Source organism: uncultured Barnesiella sp., assembly GCF_946496565.1.
Taxonomy (GTDB): Bacteria; Bacteroidota; Bacteroidia; order Bacteroidales; family Barnesiellaceae; genus Barnesiella; species Barnesiella merdigallinarum.
In genome coordinates, this window is the sequence record NZ_CAMMHD010000002.1 from 173,528 (window position 1) to 190,520 (window position 16,993).

Sequence of the window (16,993 nt, forward strand, 5' to 3'; positions counted from 1 at the left end):
GTTATCTCTTTTTGTGTGCAATGATATAGACGGGACAATAGGTGAGCGTGCACGAGTGAGCTTCGCCGAATGTCTCGCGGTAGCGTTTGATAAAGTTGAATCCTTTGTGTCGGTTGCCCGGAGTCCCCGTTACACCGGTATTGCGCAGGTGGCGCAGCAGGTCGACCGGAGTATCGAAACGCAGCGTGTAGCTCTCGCGTTCGAAGGTGTCGAGTTGGAAGTAGCGACCGAAGAGCCGTTGCAGGTCGTCGTATTCCCAATAGGGCATCTCGACGGAGGCCAGGGTGCGAATCTCGGGCAAGTTGCCGGCGACAAACGAGCTGAAAGCAATCGTTCCCGAGTCGGAGAGACGGGCCGAAATGCGTTTCAGGAAGCTCTCTAAATCGGTAAACCATTGGATGGTCGAGGCCGATACTATCAGGTCGTATGGTCCTGCGAAGTCGATTCGCTCGGCATCGCCGGCTACGAAATCGAGCTGTTCGAAGGGGAGCCCTTCGACATGGCGTTTCATCTCGGGCGAGAGGTCGTTCAAGGTGAACCGGGCCTGCGGGAAACGCTCGACCAGCAGACGGGTCAGTTTGCCGGTACCGCACCCGATTTCCAGAATGCGACGGCATTCGTCGGCCGGGCGGTCGGGTATCATCTCGTTCAAGCGGCGGGCTATCCGGTCTTGGATAAGTCCCTCTTGCTCGTAGGTAGAGGCGGCGCTTTCGAACCGGCTCCGGATAACCGCCTTGTCGAATCGGTGTTCGAGCACGATAGGGCGGAATGGCAGGTAGTGAGCCGCTTCGACAGTTGTGACCGGGGTGTTTTCCTTCCAGGACTTCAACTGGTTCTCGGGCGGGAATATACGGTCTTTGGTCCCGACGATGGCCCGGTCCCAGTGGAATCGGGGGGCCGGATGCCGGGCTATACCGCTACTGATAGCCATCAGTTCGCTGCGCAGACTGTCGATGCTGCGGTCGGGGAGCACCTCGAGGAAGCGGCTCAGGGAGTCGCGGTCGTTGCACATGCGGCGGTAAAACTTGTTCAGGCTTGCGGCATCGAGGTGGTCGAGGGTAGCCTGGAATATCTCGGGCGATATGCCCCGCTCCGGGTCGATGCCGCAGGGGGTGCCGTTGATGGCCGTCGCATGCCGGATGGGCAGGTCCGTATCGGGCAAGACCACCGAGGCGGCCCATACCCCGAACGACCAGGCATAGAGCTCGATATTTTTGTATCCGGCAAGCAGGCTCGTGTCGAAGTCGAGCGTCGTATAGTCGTAGCAGATGCAGCAGTCGCACCCGATGTGCTCGAGTTCGGCAAAAGGGCGGGTATCCATGCCCCAGCCGGCAAAGAAGAGAATCAGGTCGTCGCTGCCTCGGCGTGAAATGAAATGCTGTATCATAGGCTCGATTGTATCTGTTGTATGGTCGAGACAAGCCGCTCGATGTCGGCTTCGCTACACTCGGCGGTGAGTGAAATGCGCAGGCGCGACGTGCCCGCGGGAACCGTGGGCGGACGCACCGGCAGCAGGTAAAACCCTTCGCGTTGCAGCCGCAGGGCCACGTCGACGGCCCGTTCCGATTCGCCCAGTACATAGGGTATGATGTGGCTGCTGCTGAGGATGCCGCCGTTCAACGGGTTGAGTACTTCGCGCACGCGGCGGCCTATCCGGGCCAAGTGCTCCCGACGTTCCGTCATGTCGCATATCTTGTTGACAATAAAGAGGGTCCACTCGAGGTTGATCGGGGGGAGTGCCGTGGTGAAAATAAGAGTACGCATGGTGTTGACCAGGTACTGCTTCATCTCTTCGGAGCAGATGACAAAGGCTCCTACCGAGGCGGCGGCCTTGCCGAATGTACCTACCAGAAAGTCGATGTCGCCGATAACCCCGTGCTCTTCGGCACAACCCAGTCCGTGCGGGCCGCGCACCCCGAAGGCATGCGCCTCGTCGAGGTAGAGATAGAGGTTGGGGTAGCGGTGTTTCAACGCCACGAGCCGAGGCAGGTCACTCTCGTCGCCATCCATGCTGAAGATACTTTCAGTAACGACAAACAGGCGGTCGTACTCCCCGGCATTCTCGGCCACCAGCCGCTCCAGCTGTTCGTAGTTGTTGTGACGGTAGCGTATGCAGCGGGCCTTGGAGAGACCGATGCCGTCGACGATACTCGCATGGACCAGCTTGTCGGCCAGGATGAGCGACCGGCTGTCGGTCACGGCCGGCAGGATGCCGCTGTTGGCGTGGTAGCCGCTGTTGAAGACGAGGGCGCTCTCGGCCCCGTAAAGTTGGGCCAGCCGCTCCTCGAGCCGGGTGTATACGGGATAGTTGCCCGTGAGCAGGCGCGACGAGGTGGAGGAGAAGCGGCATTCCAGCGGGTCGAGTGTTTGCAGAAATTCGCTCTTCAGCGCCACGTTGTCGGCCAATCCCAGATAGTCGTTCGACGAGAGGTTCAGCATTTCCTGCCCGTCGCGCACCAGATAGAGCCCTTGCGGCTCCATCTCGGGCAGTTTGCGCAAGTTCCCTTTCCGGGCCAGCGCATCGAGTTGAGAAGCGTAGCTATCCATCATGATTCCAGATTTTTAACCACATCGACCAGAGCCGAGGTGAGGAAGGTGAGCTGTTCGCTCGTGATGATAAACGGAGGCATGATGTAGACCAGCTTGCCGAAAGGTCGTACCCACACCCGGTGCTCGACAAACTGCCGTTGGATGGAGGCCATGTCGACCGGCTTCTTCGTCTCGATGACACCGATGGCTCCCAATACGCGCACATCGGCCACCTGGGGCAGGGTGGCGGCAGGGGCCAGTTCGCGTATCAACTGGGCCTCGATGGCAGCCACTTTCTCCTGCCAGCCCGACGAGAGCAGCAGCGAGACCGAAGCCCGGGCAATGGCACAAGCCAGCGGGTTGCCCATGAAGGTAGGACCGTGCATGAATACGCCCGGTGTGCCGCGCGATATGGTGTCGGCCACCTCGTGTGTGGTGAGGGTAGCCGCCATGGTCAGGTAGCCGCCGGTGAGTGCCTTGCCTATACACATGATGTCGGGGGTAACGCCGGCGTGTTCCCAGGCAAAGAGTTTGCCGGTGCGGCCGAATCCGGTGGCAATCTCGTCGAAGATAAGCAGCAGGCCGTAGCGGTCGCACAAGGCACGGGCCTCGCGCAGGTATTGGGGGTGATAGAACCACATGCCGCCGGCCCCTTGTACGATGGGTTCGAGGATAAGGGCGGCCAGTTCGTCGTGATGGGCTTCGATAGCCTCTTTGAGGGGTTCGATGCAGGAGGGGTCCCACTCACCGTCGTATCGGCAGGAGGGGGAGGGCACGAAATAGCGCACCGGCAGTGCGCTGCCGAAGATGGAGTGCATGCCCGTCACCGGGTCGCACACCGACATGGCATTCCACGTGTCGCCGTGGTATCCTGACCGTATGGTGATGAAATTGCACTTTTTCGATTCGCCGCGCGAGTACCAGTATTGTACCGCCATTTTCAGAGCCACTTCGACCGATACCGACCCCGAGTCGCAGTAGAAGATGTGTTGCATGGTCGAGGGTACGATCTGCAGGAGCAGTTTGCCCAACTCGATGGCCGGGCGGTGGGTAAGCCCGCCGAACATCACGTGCGACATGGCCTTGAGTTGCTCTTCGGCCGCCTGGTTCAATACCGGGTTGTTGTATCCGTGGACGGCAGCCCACCACGACGACATACCGTCGATGAGCCGCTCGCCGGTTTCGAGTTCGATATAAACCCCCTCGGCCCGTTTTACCGGATAACAAGGCAGCGGATTGATGGTCGAGGTATAGGGGTGCCACAAATGTTCGGCATCAAAATTGTCCATAAGCATACGATTTTAAGGGGTGACAAAAATAGAAAATCCGGCATAAGGCGGTCGTCGGACCGTTATGTCGGAATCGAGTATATACCATAGAAGCAGATACAGACCGGGCAGGGGCATCGACCGCAAGGGGCGACACCGAACGAAGAGCCAGGGCCTCCATGGCCTGGGGTTGCAGTTCGGACAACTCGGGCGAGGAGTCGTCGGGCAGACCCTCATCGTGTTCGGTCCATACGGTATCTTTCCGGTTGCAAGCATCGAGTGAGACTAGTCCCTTCTTGAGCGACTGGTCGGCTATCTCCTTGCGCACACTCCCGATGTTGATGCAGCGGCCTATGCTGCAAAAGGTCGAATAGCTGTGGCGGTTCCATCGGCGGAATCGCACACGGCGAATCAAAATGGGAGTGACGGTTTTCATACGTGGGCAAAAGTACAAAAAATAATCTTCGTTTATTGGTTGTGAAGAGAGAATTTCATAAATCTTTCTTCTTTACATTGGCAGTTTCTTCGTATCTTTGCTCATGCACAGCTATGAAATCTGATGTATCTCGCCTTGCGATGGAGCAAGGCGAAATAAGAGAAATGAAATATGAGGATAAATCTGATTTATATAACGATATTAAGCCTGCTGTCGATGACTTCGTGCTTTACGGGGGTCGAGAGTACCGGTAAAATCACTTTGCCCGAAGAGAGCAAAGCCGATAAACAGAGCCCCGAAGATGCCTTTATCGAATCGTATTTCGTACCGCAGGGGTGCGACTCGTGGCGTGAGGGCAAGGCGTTTTACTATACCGACGAAAAACTTTCGTTTGTCTTTCAGGCCGAACGCCCTACCTTCCCCGACAGCGTATCGCTGAAAGGTAAGATCTTTACCTACACGGGGAGTGTCGAAGAGAGTCCCTTCGGTGGGGAGAAGAAGGTGGTGCTCCTGTTTGAGTGCGAAGGGTACAGGTTCCGTTACGATACCGACAAGACTCGGGCCGAAATCGCCCAAATGAAATACACGCCGCTGATACCGCCCTTCATCGACCTCGACGACCTGAACATGGCCCGTTCGCTGTTGAAGGGGCGCACCCTCTATATCAAGACGCCCATGTGGTACGACCGTAACGGCGATGCGATTGACGGCCGCAAGCTGGTACCGGTCGAGGTGCTCGACATCCGTCCGGGCAACAACGTGCTGCCGGTCGAGGTGTGGTTCAAGGACGACAAGGGCAACGAGGCCGGGGTGTTCATGTCGCTGTTGACTTCGGCACGCTCGCAATACATTACGTTCGACCGACTCTTCTCCTTCGAGAATCCCCGGTTGCAATACAAGGAGATACAGGACGAGGCTTGGGAACAAATCACCTTGAGCCGGGTAAAGGCCGGCATGACCAAGGCCGAGTGCAAGCTGTCGTTGGGCAATCCCAACGAGGTGAAGAAGATACCCACTTACAGCGGATTGAGAGAACAATGGATATATAACTCGGGAGCCTATCTCTTTTTTGTCGATGGCTTGCTGACCGAATATAGATTATAGTATGATAAGAATCGAAGAAAACTATTTTATACAGGCCCTGCATACTTTCCGTATGCCGGTGTATGCCCGTTGGTTTGTCGAGTACGACCAGGTAGACGACCTGGTTTCGTTGCTGCACTCCGACTTGTTGAAGCATCATCCCTTCCTGCCGATGGGCGGGGGGAGCAATCTGCTGTTTGTTCACGAACACTACAACGGGGTGCTGTTGCACTCGGCCATCCGTACGGTAGACCTGTTGAGCGAGACCGACTCGGAGGTGCTCGTCAAGGTGGGGGCGGGTGTCGTGTGGGACGACTTCGTGGCCCGTTGTGTAGCCCAAGGGTGGGGCGGAGCCGAGAATCTGTCGTATATCCCGGGCGAGGTAGGTGCCAGTGCCGTGCAGAACATCGGCGCCTATGGCGTGGAGGTAAAGGATATTATCGCCGAGGTCGAGACCATCGAAATCGCTACCGGGCAACCTCGGGTTTTCCAGAATGCCGAGTGCGAGTATGGCTATCGTAGCAGCATCTTCAAACATGCCTTGAAGGGGAAATATATCGTTACGGCGGTGACCTACCGGTTGCAGAAGCATCCGCAGCTGCATCTCGATTACGGCAATCTGCGCAGCTCGCTGTCCGGCGACCACATCACTATCGCCGATGTACGCCGGGCGGTAATCGACATTCGCCGCTCCAAGTTGCCCGAGCCCGACGAATACGGCAGTGCCGGCAGTTTCTTTATGAACCCGGTCATTCCGGTCGAGCAGTACGAACAGCTGAAAGTCCGATTCCCCGATATGCCGCACTATGTTGTAGACGAGGCGCATGTGAAGGTCCCCGCGGGCTGGCTCATCGACCGTTGCGGCTGGAAAGGCAAGGAGGAGGGGGGCGCTGCCGTGTATGAAAAGCAGTGTCTGGTGCTCATCAACAAACACAATGCTCGCCCGGACGACGTGGTGAGACTGGCCGAGAAAATAAAACGGTCGGTTCAGGAGACCTATGGCATTACCATCAATCCCGAAGTGAATTATATTGAATAAATAGATATGATGCAGATCACGTTTTTGGGGACGGGCACATCGACCGGGATACCGCAAATCGGTTGTACCTGTCCGGTTTGTACGTCGAAAGACCCACACGACAACCGGCTGAGGACTTCGGCCGTTGTCACGGTGAACGGTAAAAACATACTCATCGACTGCGGCCCCGACTTCAGGCAGCAGATGCTCCGTGCACATCTGGGCCGAATCGATGCGGTACTCATCACGCATATTCACTACGACCATACGGGCGGCATCGACGACCTGCGGCCTTTCGGCAGTTCGCACACGTTGCCCATTTATCTGGAGCACCCGGTAGCCGAGGGCATTCGCACCCGGTTGCCCTACTGTTTCGGCGACCACCTCTATCCCGGGGTGCCCAACATCATGTTGCAGGAGATTGGCGTCGAGCCCTTCTCGGTCGAGGGTATCGAGATTACCCCCATACGGGTGATGCACTACAAGCTGCCTATTTTGGGCTACCGTATAGGCGACCTGGTCTACATTACCGATGCCCTCACGATTCCCGAGGCGGAATACGAGAAGATGAAGCAGGTCGATGTGCTGGTCATCAACGCGCTGCGCAAACATCCGCATCTCTCGCATCAGACCTTGGCCGAGGCGTTGCGGGTAATCGAGCGGGTACAGCCGCGCGAAGCCTATCTGGTGCACATGAGTCACCACATGGGGCTCACGGCCGACGTCGAAAAGGAGCTGCCGCCTCATGTCCACTTTGCCTATGATGGACTGGTGGTCGAGAGCCGGTAAGCCGTGCCGATAAATAGAAACTGATAAAACGAGAGCGGGGTCGAAACTTTTACATTTCAACCCCGCTCTTCGTTTATGGGTTCGAACCTGTTTTAGTTCGTTTTTTTAGCTTTCATACTCATCACCGTGAGGAAGGCAATCAGCAACAGATACATCACCAATCCGGCAATCTGCATCGTGCTTTCGCTCAACGTGTGTTGATATTTGAAGCTGGTCAGGCTCAATCCGGTGCTGACTACACCCATCAGGGCACCACCGGCAATGAATCCCGAGGCAAGCAGGGTACCGCGGTCTACACGAGCCTTGTTGAGAGCGGCATCTTTCGAGCGGCTACCCACATACCAGCTGATGAGACCACCCACAACCAGCGGCGTATTCAGTTCCAGCGGGATGAACATACCCAATGCAAATGCCAGGGCAGGAACACCCAGCCAAGTGAGTATCACGGCCAGAATGGCGCCGATACCGTAGAGCAGCCAGGGAGCTCCTTGTCCCATCATCAGGGGCTCGATAACGGCGGCCATGGCATTGGCCTGAGGAGCTACGAGTGCATTTTCGCCCGAGAAACCGTAAGCCTTGTTCAGCAGCAGGATTACACCGCCTACGGTAGCTGCCGAAACCAGGGTGCCAAGGAATTTCCAAGACTCCTGCTTGCGGGGTGTAGAACCTATCCAGTAACCGATTTTCAAGTCGGTAACGAAGCCTCCGGCCATCGACAGAGCCGTACAAACCACACCGCCAATCACGAGGGCGGCTACCATACCGCTGGTACCTTTCAGACCTACGGCCACGAGGATAACCGAGGCCAGAATCAGGGTCATCAGCGTCATGCCCGAAACCGGGTTGGTACCTACGATAGCGATGGCGTTGGCGGCTACCGTGGTGAAGAGGAAGGCGATGCCGGCTACCACGACAAAGGCAACGACGGCTTGCAGCAGGTTGTTGATGACACCCAGGTAGAAGAAGAGGAAGGTCACAATCAGCGCTATGACGATGGCCCCGACGATGAATTTCATCGAGAGGTCGCGCTGGGTGCGCGGTGCCTTGTTGTCGTCGCTATCCTTCTTGCTCGAAAACTCTTTCGTAGCCAGTCCCAGCGCACCTTTGATGATGCCCCAGGAGCGGATGATACCGATGACGCCGGCCATGGCAATACCGCCGATACCGATATAGCGGCCGTAGTTGGTAAAGATCTGTTCGGGTGCGACGGCAGCCAGTTCACTACCGGGTACGCTGCCCAGCAACGGGATGATGATGAACCACACGAAGAGAGAGCCCGAGCAGATAATGAGGCTGTACTTCAAACCTACGATATAGCCGAGACCCAACACGGCCGCACCGGTATTGACCTTGAACACCATCTTCACGTTGTTGGCCAACTCGGTGCCCCAGGGTATTACACGGGTCGTGAGCACATCGCTCCACCAGCCGAAGGTCGAGAGGCAGAAGTCGTAGATACCGCCCACGAGACCGGCCAGAATCAGGGGTTTGGCCTGACTGCCGCCCTTCTCGCCCGACACGAGTACCTGAGCCGTAGCCGTAGCCTCGGGGAAGGGGTATTTGCCGTGCATGTCGGATACGAAATATTTACGGAAAGGTATCAGGAACAGGATGCCCAGGATACCGCCCAGCAGCGAGCTGAGGAATACCTCCATAAAGTTGACAGTCAGTTCGGGATACTTGGCCTGCAGGATATAGAGGGCGGGCAAGGTGAAGATAGCACCGGCCACGATGACGCCCGAGCAGGCTCCAATCGATTGGATAATCACATTTTCGCCCAGGGCATTCTTGCGCTTGGCGGCTCCCGACAGACCTACGGCGATGATGGCGATAGGTATGGCGGCCTCGAATACTTGTCCTACCCGCAGGCCCAGGTAAGCAGCGGCGGCCGAGAAGATAATCGCCATGACGATACCCCAGGTCACCGACCAGGCATTCGCCTCGGGATAGACTTTGTCGGGCGAGAGAATAGGACGGTATTCTTCACCCGGTTTCAACTCCCGAAACGCGTTTTCGGGCAAGTCGACAGGTTGTTTTTCGTTTGTTTCCATCTTATTTTTATTCTGTTTTTGTGTATTGCTTTTTACAAAATCGTGGCAAGTTAGTAAAAAATGGAAACATAGCGGGTATTCTTGCGCTTGTTTTTTGCCACGGGGGAGCATAAAATGCGTTTTTACGTGACAGAACGAACAAAAAAATCTATATTTGCTTCACAAATAAGAAGTGTAATTACTCGATATAGAACCGATATAATGCTAAAGAATATGAAAGATATATTGACTTATTTGACTCGACTGAGAGAAAACAATAATCGGGAGTGGTTCCAAGCCCACAAAGAGGAGTATGACCGGTTGCGCCCGATCTTTATCGACAAGGTGCAGCAACTGATCGACCGCATCGCACAGTTCGACGACGAGATTGCGGGGCTGGAGGCGAAATCGTGCATGTACCGCATCTATCGCGATATTCGCTTCTCGCCCGACAAGACACCTTATAAAACCTATATGTCGGCCTATATGGCCAAGGGCGGACGCAAGAGTCTGCGGGCCGGTTACTACTTTCATCTCGAGCCGGGCAACTGTATGATTAGCGGCGGGGTATGGTGCCCCGAGCCGAAACTGCTGAAGGCTTTGCGACAGGCGATTTACGACAACTACGACGAGTTTCAGGAACTCATCGGCCGCCCGCAGTTCAAGACGCTTTATCCCGATTGGGAGGGTGAGACCCTCAAGGTAGTACCCCGGCCGTTCCCCCGCGATTGCGAGCAGGCCGAGTGGCTCAAACGGAAAGATTATGTGATGGTCCATCTCGCTCCCGACAGCTTTTTCGATGCCCCCGATTGGGTGGAGCAGACGGCTCACGCTTTCGAGATAATGAAACCGGTAAACGATTTCTTCAACTATACGGTCGACGAGGTATATAACCTGTAACCGTCCGAGGTATTTAGTTCAGCTCAACTACCGTAATGCCGGCGCCGCCCAACTGCACGTGCTCGTCCTGAAAGTGGGCTACGTCCGGCACGGTCTTGAGGTATTGCCGGATGACCTGCCGCAGCACACCAGTGCCCGTACCGTGCAGAATGCGCACGCGGGTACAGCCCACTTGTATGGCATCGTCGATGAAGTAGGTGACCGCCTGCAACGCCTCGTCAGCCCGCATGCCCCGCACGTCGATTTCCTGCTTGAAGTTGAGCTGCTTCTCCCGCATGTCTTCGGTAGTCTGTACCCCGATAAAGGTAGCCTTGGCATTCTCTTTCTTGATCTGGCTTTTGCTTACCCGCTCCAGCCGGTCGGCCTTGACGGTCGACTTGAGCATCCCGAAAGCTACGGTTACGTTGTTGCCATTCACTTCGAGCACTTCGCCCACCGAGGTTTGCCCCTTCAGCCGCACGGCATCGCCTGCGGCGAGAGGAGAGGAGGTTGCGGCCTGCGGTTGGGGCTCTTCGCTCTTCTTGCGCTGTTGCTTGCGTTTCTTCCGCTCGGCAATCTGTTTGAGCTTGCGGCTCACCAGGTCGTCGGCTGCGGGTTCAGGCTCTTCGCTCAGTCCGGCTTTGAACTGCTCGAACTTCTGGCGGGCGGCACGGGTCTTCTCCTTCTCGGCCTGCGCCTCCTTGATTTCGCGTATCGTGTTCTCGATGCGTGCATTGGCCTCGGCCAGAATCTGGGCGGCATCGCCTTTGGCCTGTTTCAGCAGCTCCTTGCGTTGCTTTTCCAGAGCGGTGAGGTCGGCCTCGTAGCGGGCGGTGAGCTCCTCGAGCTTCTTCTCGCGCTGGCGTATGTTCTGGCGCTTGCTCTCCCAGTAGCGTTTGTCGCGCACGATGTCCTGCAGATACTTGTCCATGTCGATATAGGCCGAACCCACCTTCTCGGAGGCCGAGGCGATGACATCTTCGGGCAAACCTATCTTGCGGGCTATCTCGATGGCAAACGAGCTGCCGGGGTTACCGATAGATAGCTTGAAGAGCGGTTGCATGAGGTGACGGTCGTAGAGCATGGCGCCGTTGACGATGCCGTCGGTATCTTCGGCAAAATGCTTCAGGTTCTGGTAGTGGGTCGTGATTACTCCGTAGGCCCGCTTCTGGTTGAAACGGTCGAGCAGGGCCTCGGCAATGGCTCCACCGATTTGGGGCTCGGTGCCGCCACCGAACTCGTCGATGAGCAGGAGGCTGTTCTCGTTGGCATTCCGCACGAAAAATTTCATGTGCGTGAGGTGCGAGCTGTATGTACTCAGGTCGTCCTCGATAGACTGCTCGTCGCCGATGTCGATGAATATGTCCTTGAAGATGCCGGTACGGGAGTTGTCGTACATGGGTACCAGCAGGCCGCACTGCAACATGTATTGCAACAGTCCGGCCGTTTTTAGGCAGACCGATTTTCCGCCGGCGTTGGGGCCCGAGATGAGCAGGATGCGGTTCTTCTCGTCGAGGGTCAGGTCGAGAGGCACGACGGTCTTGCCCTGTCGCTTGAGCGAAAGGTAGAGCAGGGGATGCACGGCGTGGTACCACTCGATTTGCCGTTTGTTCTCAAAGCGAGGCAATGTCCCGCCGGTCTCCAGCGCCAGGAGGGCCTTGGCCCGAATGAAATCTATCTCGGCCAGAAACTCGTAGGAGTAGATGATTTCGTCGATATAGGGGCGCAGGGTATCGGTAAAGGCGGTGAGTATGCGCACGATTTCGCGTCGCTCCTCGTTTTCGAGTTCGCGCACCCGGTTGTTGGCCTCGACTACTTCGGCCGGCTCGATGAATATGGTCTTGCCACTGGCCGACTCGTCGTGTACGATACCCTTGATTTTCCGTTTGTACGAGGGGGCCACCGGTATCACCAGCCGGCCGTCGCGCATGGTGGGGCTCACCTCTTTGTCGACGAACCCTTCGCTCTGTGCCGCCCGCAGGATGGAGTTCAGGTTGCGCGATATGCTCGAGAGGGTCGAGGCGATGCTGCTGCGAATTTGGGCCAGGGCGGGCGAGGCACTATCCTTGATATGGCCGAATTTGTCGAGAATCGTGTCAATCTGTTTGATCAACTGGGGGAATGCCTCTACCTCTTGGGCCAGTTCATACAGGTGGGGATAGCGGATCTCCTCCTCTTCGCCGGGGCGAAGAAAGCGCACGATGGCCTGAATGGTGTCGAGCGACCGCCGCAGGTCGAACAGTTCGCTCTCTTCCAGAAAGGTCCCTTCGATGCGAACCCGTTTCAGCGAAGCTCGTACGTCGAAAAAGAAATCGGCCGGGAAATCGTCGGCCTGCTCGATAATGTGTACAAACTCCCATGTGCAGTTCAGCTGCTTGCGTATGGCGTCGTAGTCGGTAGAGAATTGCATTCTATCGGTATAGTCCGTTCCCAGGCTGCTGAGACACTTCTCTTTAATGAGCGACCGTATCTGGTCGAAACCTATCTTCTGCTCGAAATTCTGCGGATATATCACACTTTATAATTTAGAAAAACGTATGCAAAAGTAATAAAAAGCGTGGGGATAATCGACATTTGTCTCTGAACAAAACACAGCGGTTAGGTGTAATAAAGCGCGTATAACCGTTAATTGAAAAAAGAGATGGATGCCATAAACTCGATTTACAAAGATATTCGGCGGATGTTCCAGTCGGCAGTTCCGCCTTATGTAGCTACAATCAACGACGACTACCACTACGAAGTGTGGGCTATCAAACAACAGGCTGGTCAATCGCAAAGCTCGGAGGAGTTGCTGGGATATGTAGCCAAACACGACGACAGTGTGACCGTAGGCTTCAACAACAAGTTGGGCGAGGAGGCCCGCAAGCACCTGTTTTCGAACCTGTTGCTGACCAAAATGAACGGTAACGGCCGAATCTCCATCCAGCGCATGACTCACCAGCTGCACACCGATCTGCAGGAGGCTGTCGCCAATCTGATGCGCTATTACAGCGAGATGAACTGGATATGATGGGGCATGAACTTTTGTAGACTATTGTCTGCAATCTGCTATTTTTTGCTTAATAAAACAGTTTTTGGATATTTATTGTTATATTTGCGCCCTATAAATAAGCGCATTTATGACACAGATTGAAACCAATAACGAAGGAGAAGACAAGAAAAGTCTCAATTTCATAGAACAGATTGTAGAGGCCGACTTGAAGGCGGGTAAGAATGGAGGTCGTTTGAGTACCCGTTTCCCGCCCGAACCGAACGGCTACCTGCATATAGGTCATGCCAAAGCCATTTGCATCGACTTCGGTATTGCCGAGAAATTCGGTGGTACCTGCAACCTGCGTTTCGACGATACCAACCCTGTCAAGGAGGATGTCGAATATGTCGACTCAATCAAGGAAGACATTCACTGGTTGGGCTTCGACTGGGGCGACCGCTTGTACTATGCGTCGGACTATTTCCCCAAATTGTGGGATTTGGCCATCCGCATGATTAAGGAGGGTAAAGCCTATGTCGACGAACAGTCGTCGGAGGAGATTGCCCGCCAGAAGGGTACCCCCACGCAACCGGGCATCGAGAGTCCCTACCGCAACCGCAGCGTCGAAGAGAACCTCGACCTGTTTGAACGCATGAACAAAGGCGAATTCGAGGAGGGCCGCTTCGTATTGCGGGCCAAAATCGATATGGCTTCGCCCAACATGCACTTCAGAGACCCCATCATGTACCGTATCATCAAGCACCCGCACCACCGCACGGGCACGAAGTGGAACGTATATCCCATGTACGATTTTGCCCACGGACAGTCCGACTACTTCGAGGGTGTGACGCACTCGATCTGTACGCTGGAGTTTGAGGTGCACCGCCCCTTGTACGAGTATTTCGTGAAGGAACTGGCCGACGAGAGCTACTGCCCGCGACAAATCGAGTTCAACCGGTTGAACCTCACCTACACGGTGATGAGCAAGCGCAAATTGCTGCAACTGGTCAAGGAGGGGCTGGTAGCCGGTTGGGACGACCCGCGTATGCCGACTCTCTGTGGTTTGCGCCGTCGCGGATATACGCCCGAGTCTATCAAGAACTTTATCCAGAAAATCGGTTACACCAAGTACGACGGTATCATCAGCGTATCGCTGCTCGAACACAGCATTCGCGAAGACTTGAACAAGACCGCTACTCGCGTATCGGCCGTGCTCAATCCGGTGAAACTGATTATTACCAACTATCCTGAAGGACAGGTCGAATACCTCGACATCGAGAATAACCCCGAGGATCCCGAAGCCGGAACACACAAGATTCCTTTCACGCGCGAGTTGTACATCGAGCGCGACGACTTCATGGAGAATCCGCCGAAGAAATTCTTCCGCCTGGCTCCCGATCAGGAGGTGCGCCTGAAAGCCGCCTACATTATCAAATGTACCGGTGTGAAGAAAGATGCCGACGGAAACATCGAGGAGATTTATTGCGAATACGACCCCGAGACCCGCAGCGGCATGCCGGGCAGCATGCGCAAGGTGAAAGGCACGTTGCACTGGGTATCGGCCCAATACAGCTCTACGGCCGAGGTACGGCTTTACGACCGGCTCTTCAACGTGGAGAACCCTTCGGAAGAGAAGGATGTCGACTTCAGAGAGCTGTTGAACCCCGATTCGCTGAAGGTAATTGACAACTGCCGCATCGAGCCCTATCTGGCTGAGAACGCCAAACCGGGCGACCGCTTCCAGTTCCAACGCACGGGATACTTCTGTGTCGACCCCGATTCGACCGAAGGTCATCTGGTCTTCAACCGCACCGTGTCGTTGAAAGATAGCTGGGAAAAACTGAAATCGAAATAAGATACCATTCCATCACTATACTGTCGGATTCCTTGCTAGGCAAGGAGTCCGGCAGTTTTTATCTGAAAGCCAAGCAAGAATGTCGTCTAAAAAATCCAATGAACTCATAGAACGGTACGAACAGATGGTGTCGGGGGCGGGCAGTTGCTATTTCGATTCCGACGAAATCGACGAGATTGCCGACCATTACGAGTCCAAAGGGCAGATGCCCAAGGCTCTGCATGCCATCGAGTTCGGGTTGAAGCTGCACCCCGACGATGTGGACCTGCGCCTCAAACAGGCCCGCTATCTGCTCTATCTCGACCGGACTGCCGAAGCCAGAAAGATTATGTCGGAGTTGGCCGATTACAGTCCCGATGCCACCCTCATACGGGCCGAGCTCCTCTTCCTTGACGGGCAGGTGAAACAGGCTCACCGGTTGATGCTCACGTTGCTCGACAGTGATGAGTTGCAGGAGGATATTTGTTTCGAAGCCATCGACATCTATGCCGACTATAATTGCTTCGACGGGTTGGTCGAGTTCGTACACAAGGCCGAGAAGGTGTTGCCCGACAGTCGTGAGCTGTTGCGCGAGATGGCTGCCCTTTGCGAAGACCGGTCGGAGTACGACCGGGCCATCGTGATTTACAACAAGCTGATTGACAAAGACCCCTATTCGGTGACCGACTGGTTTTCTTTGGCCAAGGTCGAGGCTCTGCTCAAGCACTACGACAAGGCTATCGAGGCTTGCGATTTTGCCCTGGCCGTGAAGGAGGACGACGAGGCGGTGCTTTCGTTCAAAGGGTATTGTTACTACGACTCGGGCCAATACGACAAGGCCATCGAACAGTTCAAGGAGTATGCCGAGGTGACCAAAGACAAGTCGGTAGCCTATGAACTGATAGGGGAGTGTTACATCAAGCGGGAGGATTACAACAACGCCTTGACCTATTTTCACAAGGCTCTCGAAGCCGATCCCGCAAACTCGAATATCTGTTACCAGCTGGCTACGTGCTATTATGACCTGGGGAAGATTCGGGAAGCCATCATCTATCTGCAGGACACGATTAGTCTCGACGAACGGGACGACGAGGCCCATTCGTTTCTGGGCGAAATATTTTTGCAGGTAGGCGATTACGAGAAGGCCTATCGCCATCTGTCCCGCTCGCTGGCCTTGAATTCCGACGACCGGGAGACCTTGCGGCTGAAGGGGGTGGCCTGTCTGCATCTGGAGAATTACAAAGAGGCCATCGAGGCTTTCGAAGAGGTGCTTCAGGGCGACATGTACGACTTGCAGACCCGTTTCAATCTGGTGTTGGCCTATGCCCGCAACCACAACGAGGCCGCAGCCGAGCATCAGGTCGAACTGATTGACAAGATGGCCCACACCTTCGACTTCAGCGAATTGCCGGCCGAGGAGCAGCAGCAATGGAAAAACGTACAGACGGCCATCCAGTCGCTCAAAGAGTTTTTGCTGGGGAATATCAAACCCGATGAAAACAAAGAACCCCTCTCATAGAAAGGGGTTCTCGTTGCGTTCGATGCCAATTTCGGTCTCGGGTCCGTGCCCGGGATAGACCACCGTTTCGGGGGGTAATGTCAATAGATTTTTATGAATCGACTCGATTAGCTGGCGGTGATTTCCGCCGGGGAAATCGGTGCGTCCGATACTCAACTGAAAGAGGGCGTCGCCCGAAAGGACAAAACCCGATTCGGGGGCATAGAAGGCCAGACTGCCCGGCGAATGTCCCGGCACGGCAATGGCTCGAATCTCTTCCGTCCCGAGCGTGAAGATGTCGCCGTGGTCGATGTAGTGGCCGATGGGCTCGATTTCTCCTTTGAACGGGATACCGAATGCCTGGCACTGCTGGGGCATGTGCTGCAACAGAAACTCGTCGGCTTGCGAGGCACTGAGGGCGACTCCGTACCGCTGGGCCACAAAGGCGTTGCCGAAGCAGTGGTCGAAATGCAGGTGGGTAGCCAGCAGATATTTTACCGTCAACCGGTTGTCTGCAATAAATCGGGCCAGAGTCTCCTCCTCTTTGGGGTAGTAGCACCCAGCATCGACAATGGCACACTGCCGGCTCTTGTCGTCCCACAGCACGTAGCTGTTGACGGGGAGCATATTGAAGTAGAAACGGTTTATCTTCATGGTT

At 55.5% G+C, this 16,993-nt stretch carries 13 protein-coding genes and 1 pseudogene; 7 read left to right on the top strand and 7 right to left on the bottom strand.

The annotated features are described in order from the left end of the window. Position 1: 1 nt before the first annotated feature. The 4 genes and pseudogenes from bioC to Q1K76_RS01790 all read right to left on the bottom strand — a co-directional run bounded on the left by bioC (position 2) and on the right by Q1K76_RS01790 (position 4,233). Positions 2 to 1,387 carry a malonyl-ACP O-methyltransferase BioC gene (gene bioC, locus Q1K76_RS01775; RefSeq protein WP_087407412.1) on the bottom strand — a complete coding sequence of 462 codons (1,386 nt, stop codon included), beginning with the start codon at positions 1,385 to 1,387 and terminating at the stop codon, positions 2 to 4. Then, positions 1,384 to 2,547 (bottom strand): 8-amino-7-oxononanoate synthase, encoded by a 1,164-nt coding sequence (locus tag Q1K76_RS01780; protein ID WP_298663057.1) that lies wholly within the window; start codon positions 2,545 to 2,547, stop codon positions 1,384 to 1,386. Before Q1K76_RS01780 ends, bioC begins: the two co-directional genes overlap by 4 nt. After that, positions 2,547 to 3,809 (bottom strand): annotated as a pseudogene (gene bioA, locus Q1K76_RS01785) (adenosylmethionine--8-amino-7-oxononanoate transaminase); the annotation flags it as partial. The pseudogene bioA and the gene Q1K76_RS01780, both read right to left, overlap by 1 nt. Next, positions 3,805 to 4,233, bottom strand: a complete 429-nt coding sequence (locus tag Q1K76_RS01790) for a hypothetical protein (protein WP_143240878.1) — start codon at positions 4,231 to 4,233, stop codon at positions 3,805 to 3,807. The gene Q1K76_RS01790 and the pseudogene bioA, both read right to left, overlap by 5 nt. Positions 4,234 to 4,404: 171 nt before the next feature. Between Q1K76_RS01790 and Q1K76_RS01795 the strand changes: the two genes are divergently transcribed. Genes Q1K76_RS01795 through Q1K76_RS01805 form a run of 3 tightly spaced genes read left to right on the top strand, consistent with a single transcriptional unit; the run spans position 4,405 to position 7,123 of the window. Then, positions 4,405 to 5,337, top strand: coding sequence for a hypothetical protein (locus Q1K76_RS01795; protein ID WP_300130590.1), 933 nt, complete (start codon positions 4,405 to 4,407; stop codon positions 5,335 to 5,337). 4 nt (positions 5,338 to 5,341) lie between these two features. Then, a complete protein-coding gene (murB, locus tag Q1K76_RS01800; RefSeq protein ID WP_300130709.1) occupies positions 5,342 to 6,355 on the top strand; it encodes a UDP-N-acetylmuramate dehydrogenase in 1,014 nt (337 codons plus the stop codon). 9 nt (positions 6,356 to 6,364) lie between these two features. Then, positions 6,365 to 7,123, top strand: a complete 759-nt coding sequence (locus Q1K76_RS01805) for an MBL fold metallo-hydrolase (RefSeq protein WP_300130712.1) — start codon at positions 6,365 to 6,367, stop codon at positions 7,121 to 7,123. A 92-nt stretch (positions 7,124 to 7,215) separates the two neighbouring features. Here Q1K76_RS01805 and Q1K76_RS01810 read toward each other — a convergent pair whose 3' ends face one another. Continuing rightward, positions 7,216 to 9,174, bottom strand: a complete 1,959-nt coding sequence (locus tag Q1K76_RS01810; RefSeq protein ID WP_300130592.1) for an OPT family oligopeptide transporter — start codon at positions 9,172 to 9,174, stop codon at positions 7,216 to 7,218. A gap of 213 nt (positions 9,175 to 9,387) precedes the next feature. Here Q1K76_RS01810 and Q1K76_RS01815 point away from each other — a divergent pair, with 213 nt between their 5' ends. After that, a complete protein-coding gene (locus Q1K76_RS01815) occupies positions 9,388 to 10,053 on the top strand; it encodes a DUF2461 domain-containing protein (RefSeq protein ID WP_300130595.1) in 666 nt (221 codons plus the stop codon). Between the two features lie 13 nt (positions 10,054 to 10,066). Here Q1K76_RS01815 and Q1K76_RS01820 read toward each other — a convergent pair whose 3' ends face one another. Then, the gene (locus Q1K76_RS01820; protein ID WP_300130598.1) at positions 10,067 to 12,547 is read right to left on the bottom strand and encodes an endonuclease MutS2; all 2,481 of its coding nucleotides are present in this window, start codon (positions 12,545 to 12,547) and stop codon (positions 10,067 to 10,069) included. Positions 12,548 to 12,673: 126 nt separating this feature from the next. On the opposite strand from Q1K76_RS01820, the gene Q1K76_RS01825 reads away from it, so the two are divergent. The 3 genes from Q1K76_RS01825 (at position 12,674) to Q1K76_RS01835 (ending at position 16,356) form a co-directional block, all read left to right on the top strand. Further along, positions 12,674 to 13,042 carry a hypothetical protein gene (locus Q1K76_RS01825; protein WP_300130601.1) on the top strand — a complete coding sequence of 123 codons (369 nt, stop codon included), beginning with the start codon at positions 12,674 to 12,676 and terminating at the stop codon, positions 13,040 to 13,042. Between the two features lie 109 nt (positions 13,043 to 13,151). Next, positions 13,152 to 14,858: a glutamine--tRNA ligase/YqeY domain fusion protein gene (locus Q1K76_RS01830; RefSeq protein WP_300130604.1), complete on the top strand. Its 1,707-nt coding sequence runs from the start codon at positions 13,152 to 13,154 to the stop codon at positions 14,856 to 14,858. Positions 14,859 to 14,937: 79 nt separating this feature from the next. Next, positions 14,938 to 16,356 carry a tetratricopeptide repeat protein gene (locus tag Q1K76_RS01835; protein WP_300130606.1) on the top strand — a complete coding sequence of 473 codons (1,419 nt, stop codon included), beginning with the start codon at positions 14,938 to 14,940 and terminating at the stop codon, positions 16,354 to 16,356. Here Q1K76_RS01835 and Q1K76_RS01840 read toward each other — a convergent pair. Beyond that, positions 16,351 to 16,989, bottom strand: coding sequence for an MBL fold metallo-hydrolase (locus Q1K76_RS01840; protein WP_300130609.1), 639 nt, complete (start codon positions 16,987 to 16,989; stop codon positions 16,351 to 16,353). The genes Q1K76_RS01835 and Q1K76_RS01840 overlap by 6 nt on opposite strands. Between the last annotated feature and the right edge of the window lie 4 nt (positions 16,990 to 16,993).

Excerpts from the sequence above, each read along its gene's own strand:
- bioC (WP_087407412.1), bottom strand. The coding sequence starts at position 1,387 with ATGATACAGCATTTCATTTCACGCCGAGGCAGCGACGACCTGATTCTC.
- Q1K76_RS01780 (WP_298663057.1), bottom strand. The coding sequence starts at position 2,547 with ATGGATAGCTACGCTTCTCAACTCGATGCGCTGGCCCGGAAAGGGAAC.
- Q1K76_RS01790 (WP_143240878.1), bottom strand. The coding sequence starts at position 4,233 with ATGAAAACCGTCACTCCCATTTTGATTCGCCGTGTGCGATTCCGCCGA.
- Q1K76_RS01795 (WP_300130590.1), top strand. The coding sequence starts at position 4,405 with ATGAGGATAAATCTGATTTATATAACGATATTAAGCCTGCTGTCGATG.
- Q1K76_RS01805 (WP_300130712.1), top strand. The coding sequence starts at position 6,365 with ATGCAGATCACGTTTTTGGGGACGGGCACATCGACCGGGATACCGCAA.
- Q1K76_RS01810 (WP_300130592.1), bottom strand. The coding sequence starts at position 9,174 with ATGGAAACAAACGAAAAACAACCTGTCGACTTGCCCGAAAACGCGTTT.
- Q1K76_RS01815 (WP_300130595.1), top strand. The coding sequence starts at position 9,388 with ATGAAAGATATATTGACTTATTTGACTCGACTGAGAGAAAACAATAAT.
- Q1K76_RS01825 (WP_300130601.1), top strand. The coding sequence starts at position 12,674 with ATGGATGCCATAAACTCGATTTACAAAGATATTCGGCGGATGTTCCAG.
- Q1K76_RS01830 (WP_300130604.1), top strand. The coding sequence starts at position 13,152 with ATGACACAGATTGAAACCAATAACGAAGGAGAAGACAAGAAAAGTCTC.
- Q1K76_RS01835 (WP_300130606.1), top strand. The coding sequence starts at position 14,938 with ATGTCGTCTAAAAAATCCAATGAACTCATAGAACGGTACGAACAGATG.
- Q1K76_RS01840 (WP_300130609.1), bottom strand. The coding sequence starts at position 16,989 with ATGAAGATAAACCGTTTCTACTTCAATATGCTCCCCGTCAACAGCTAC.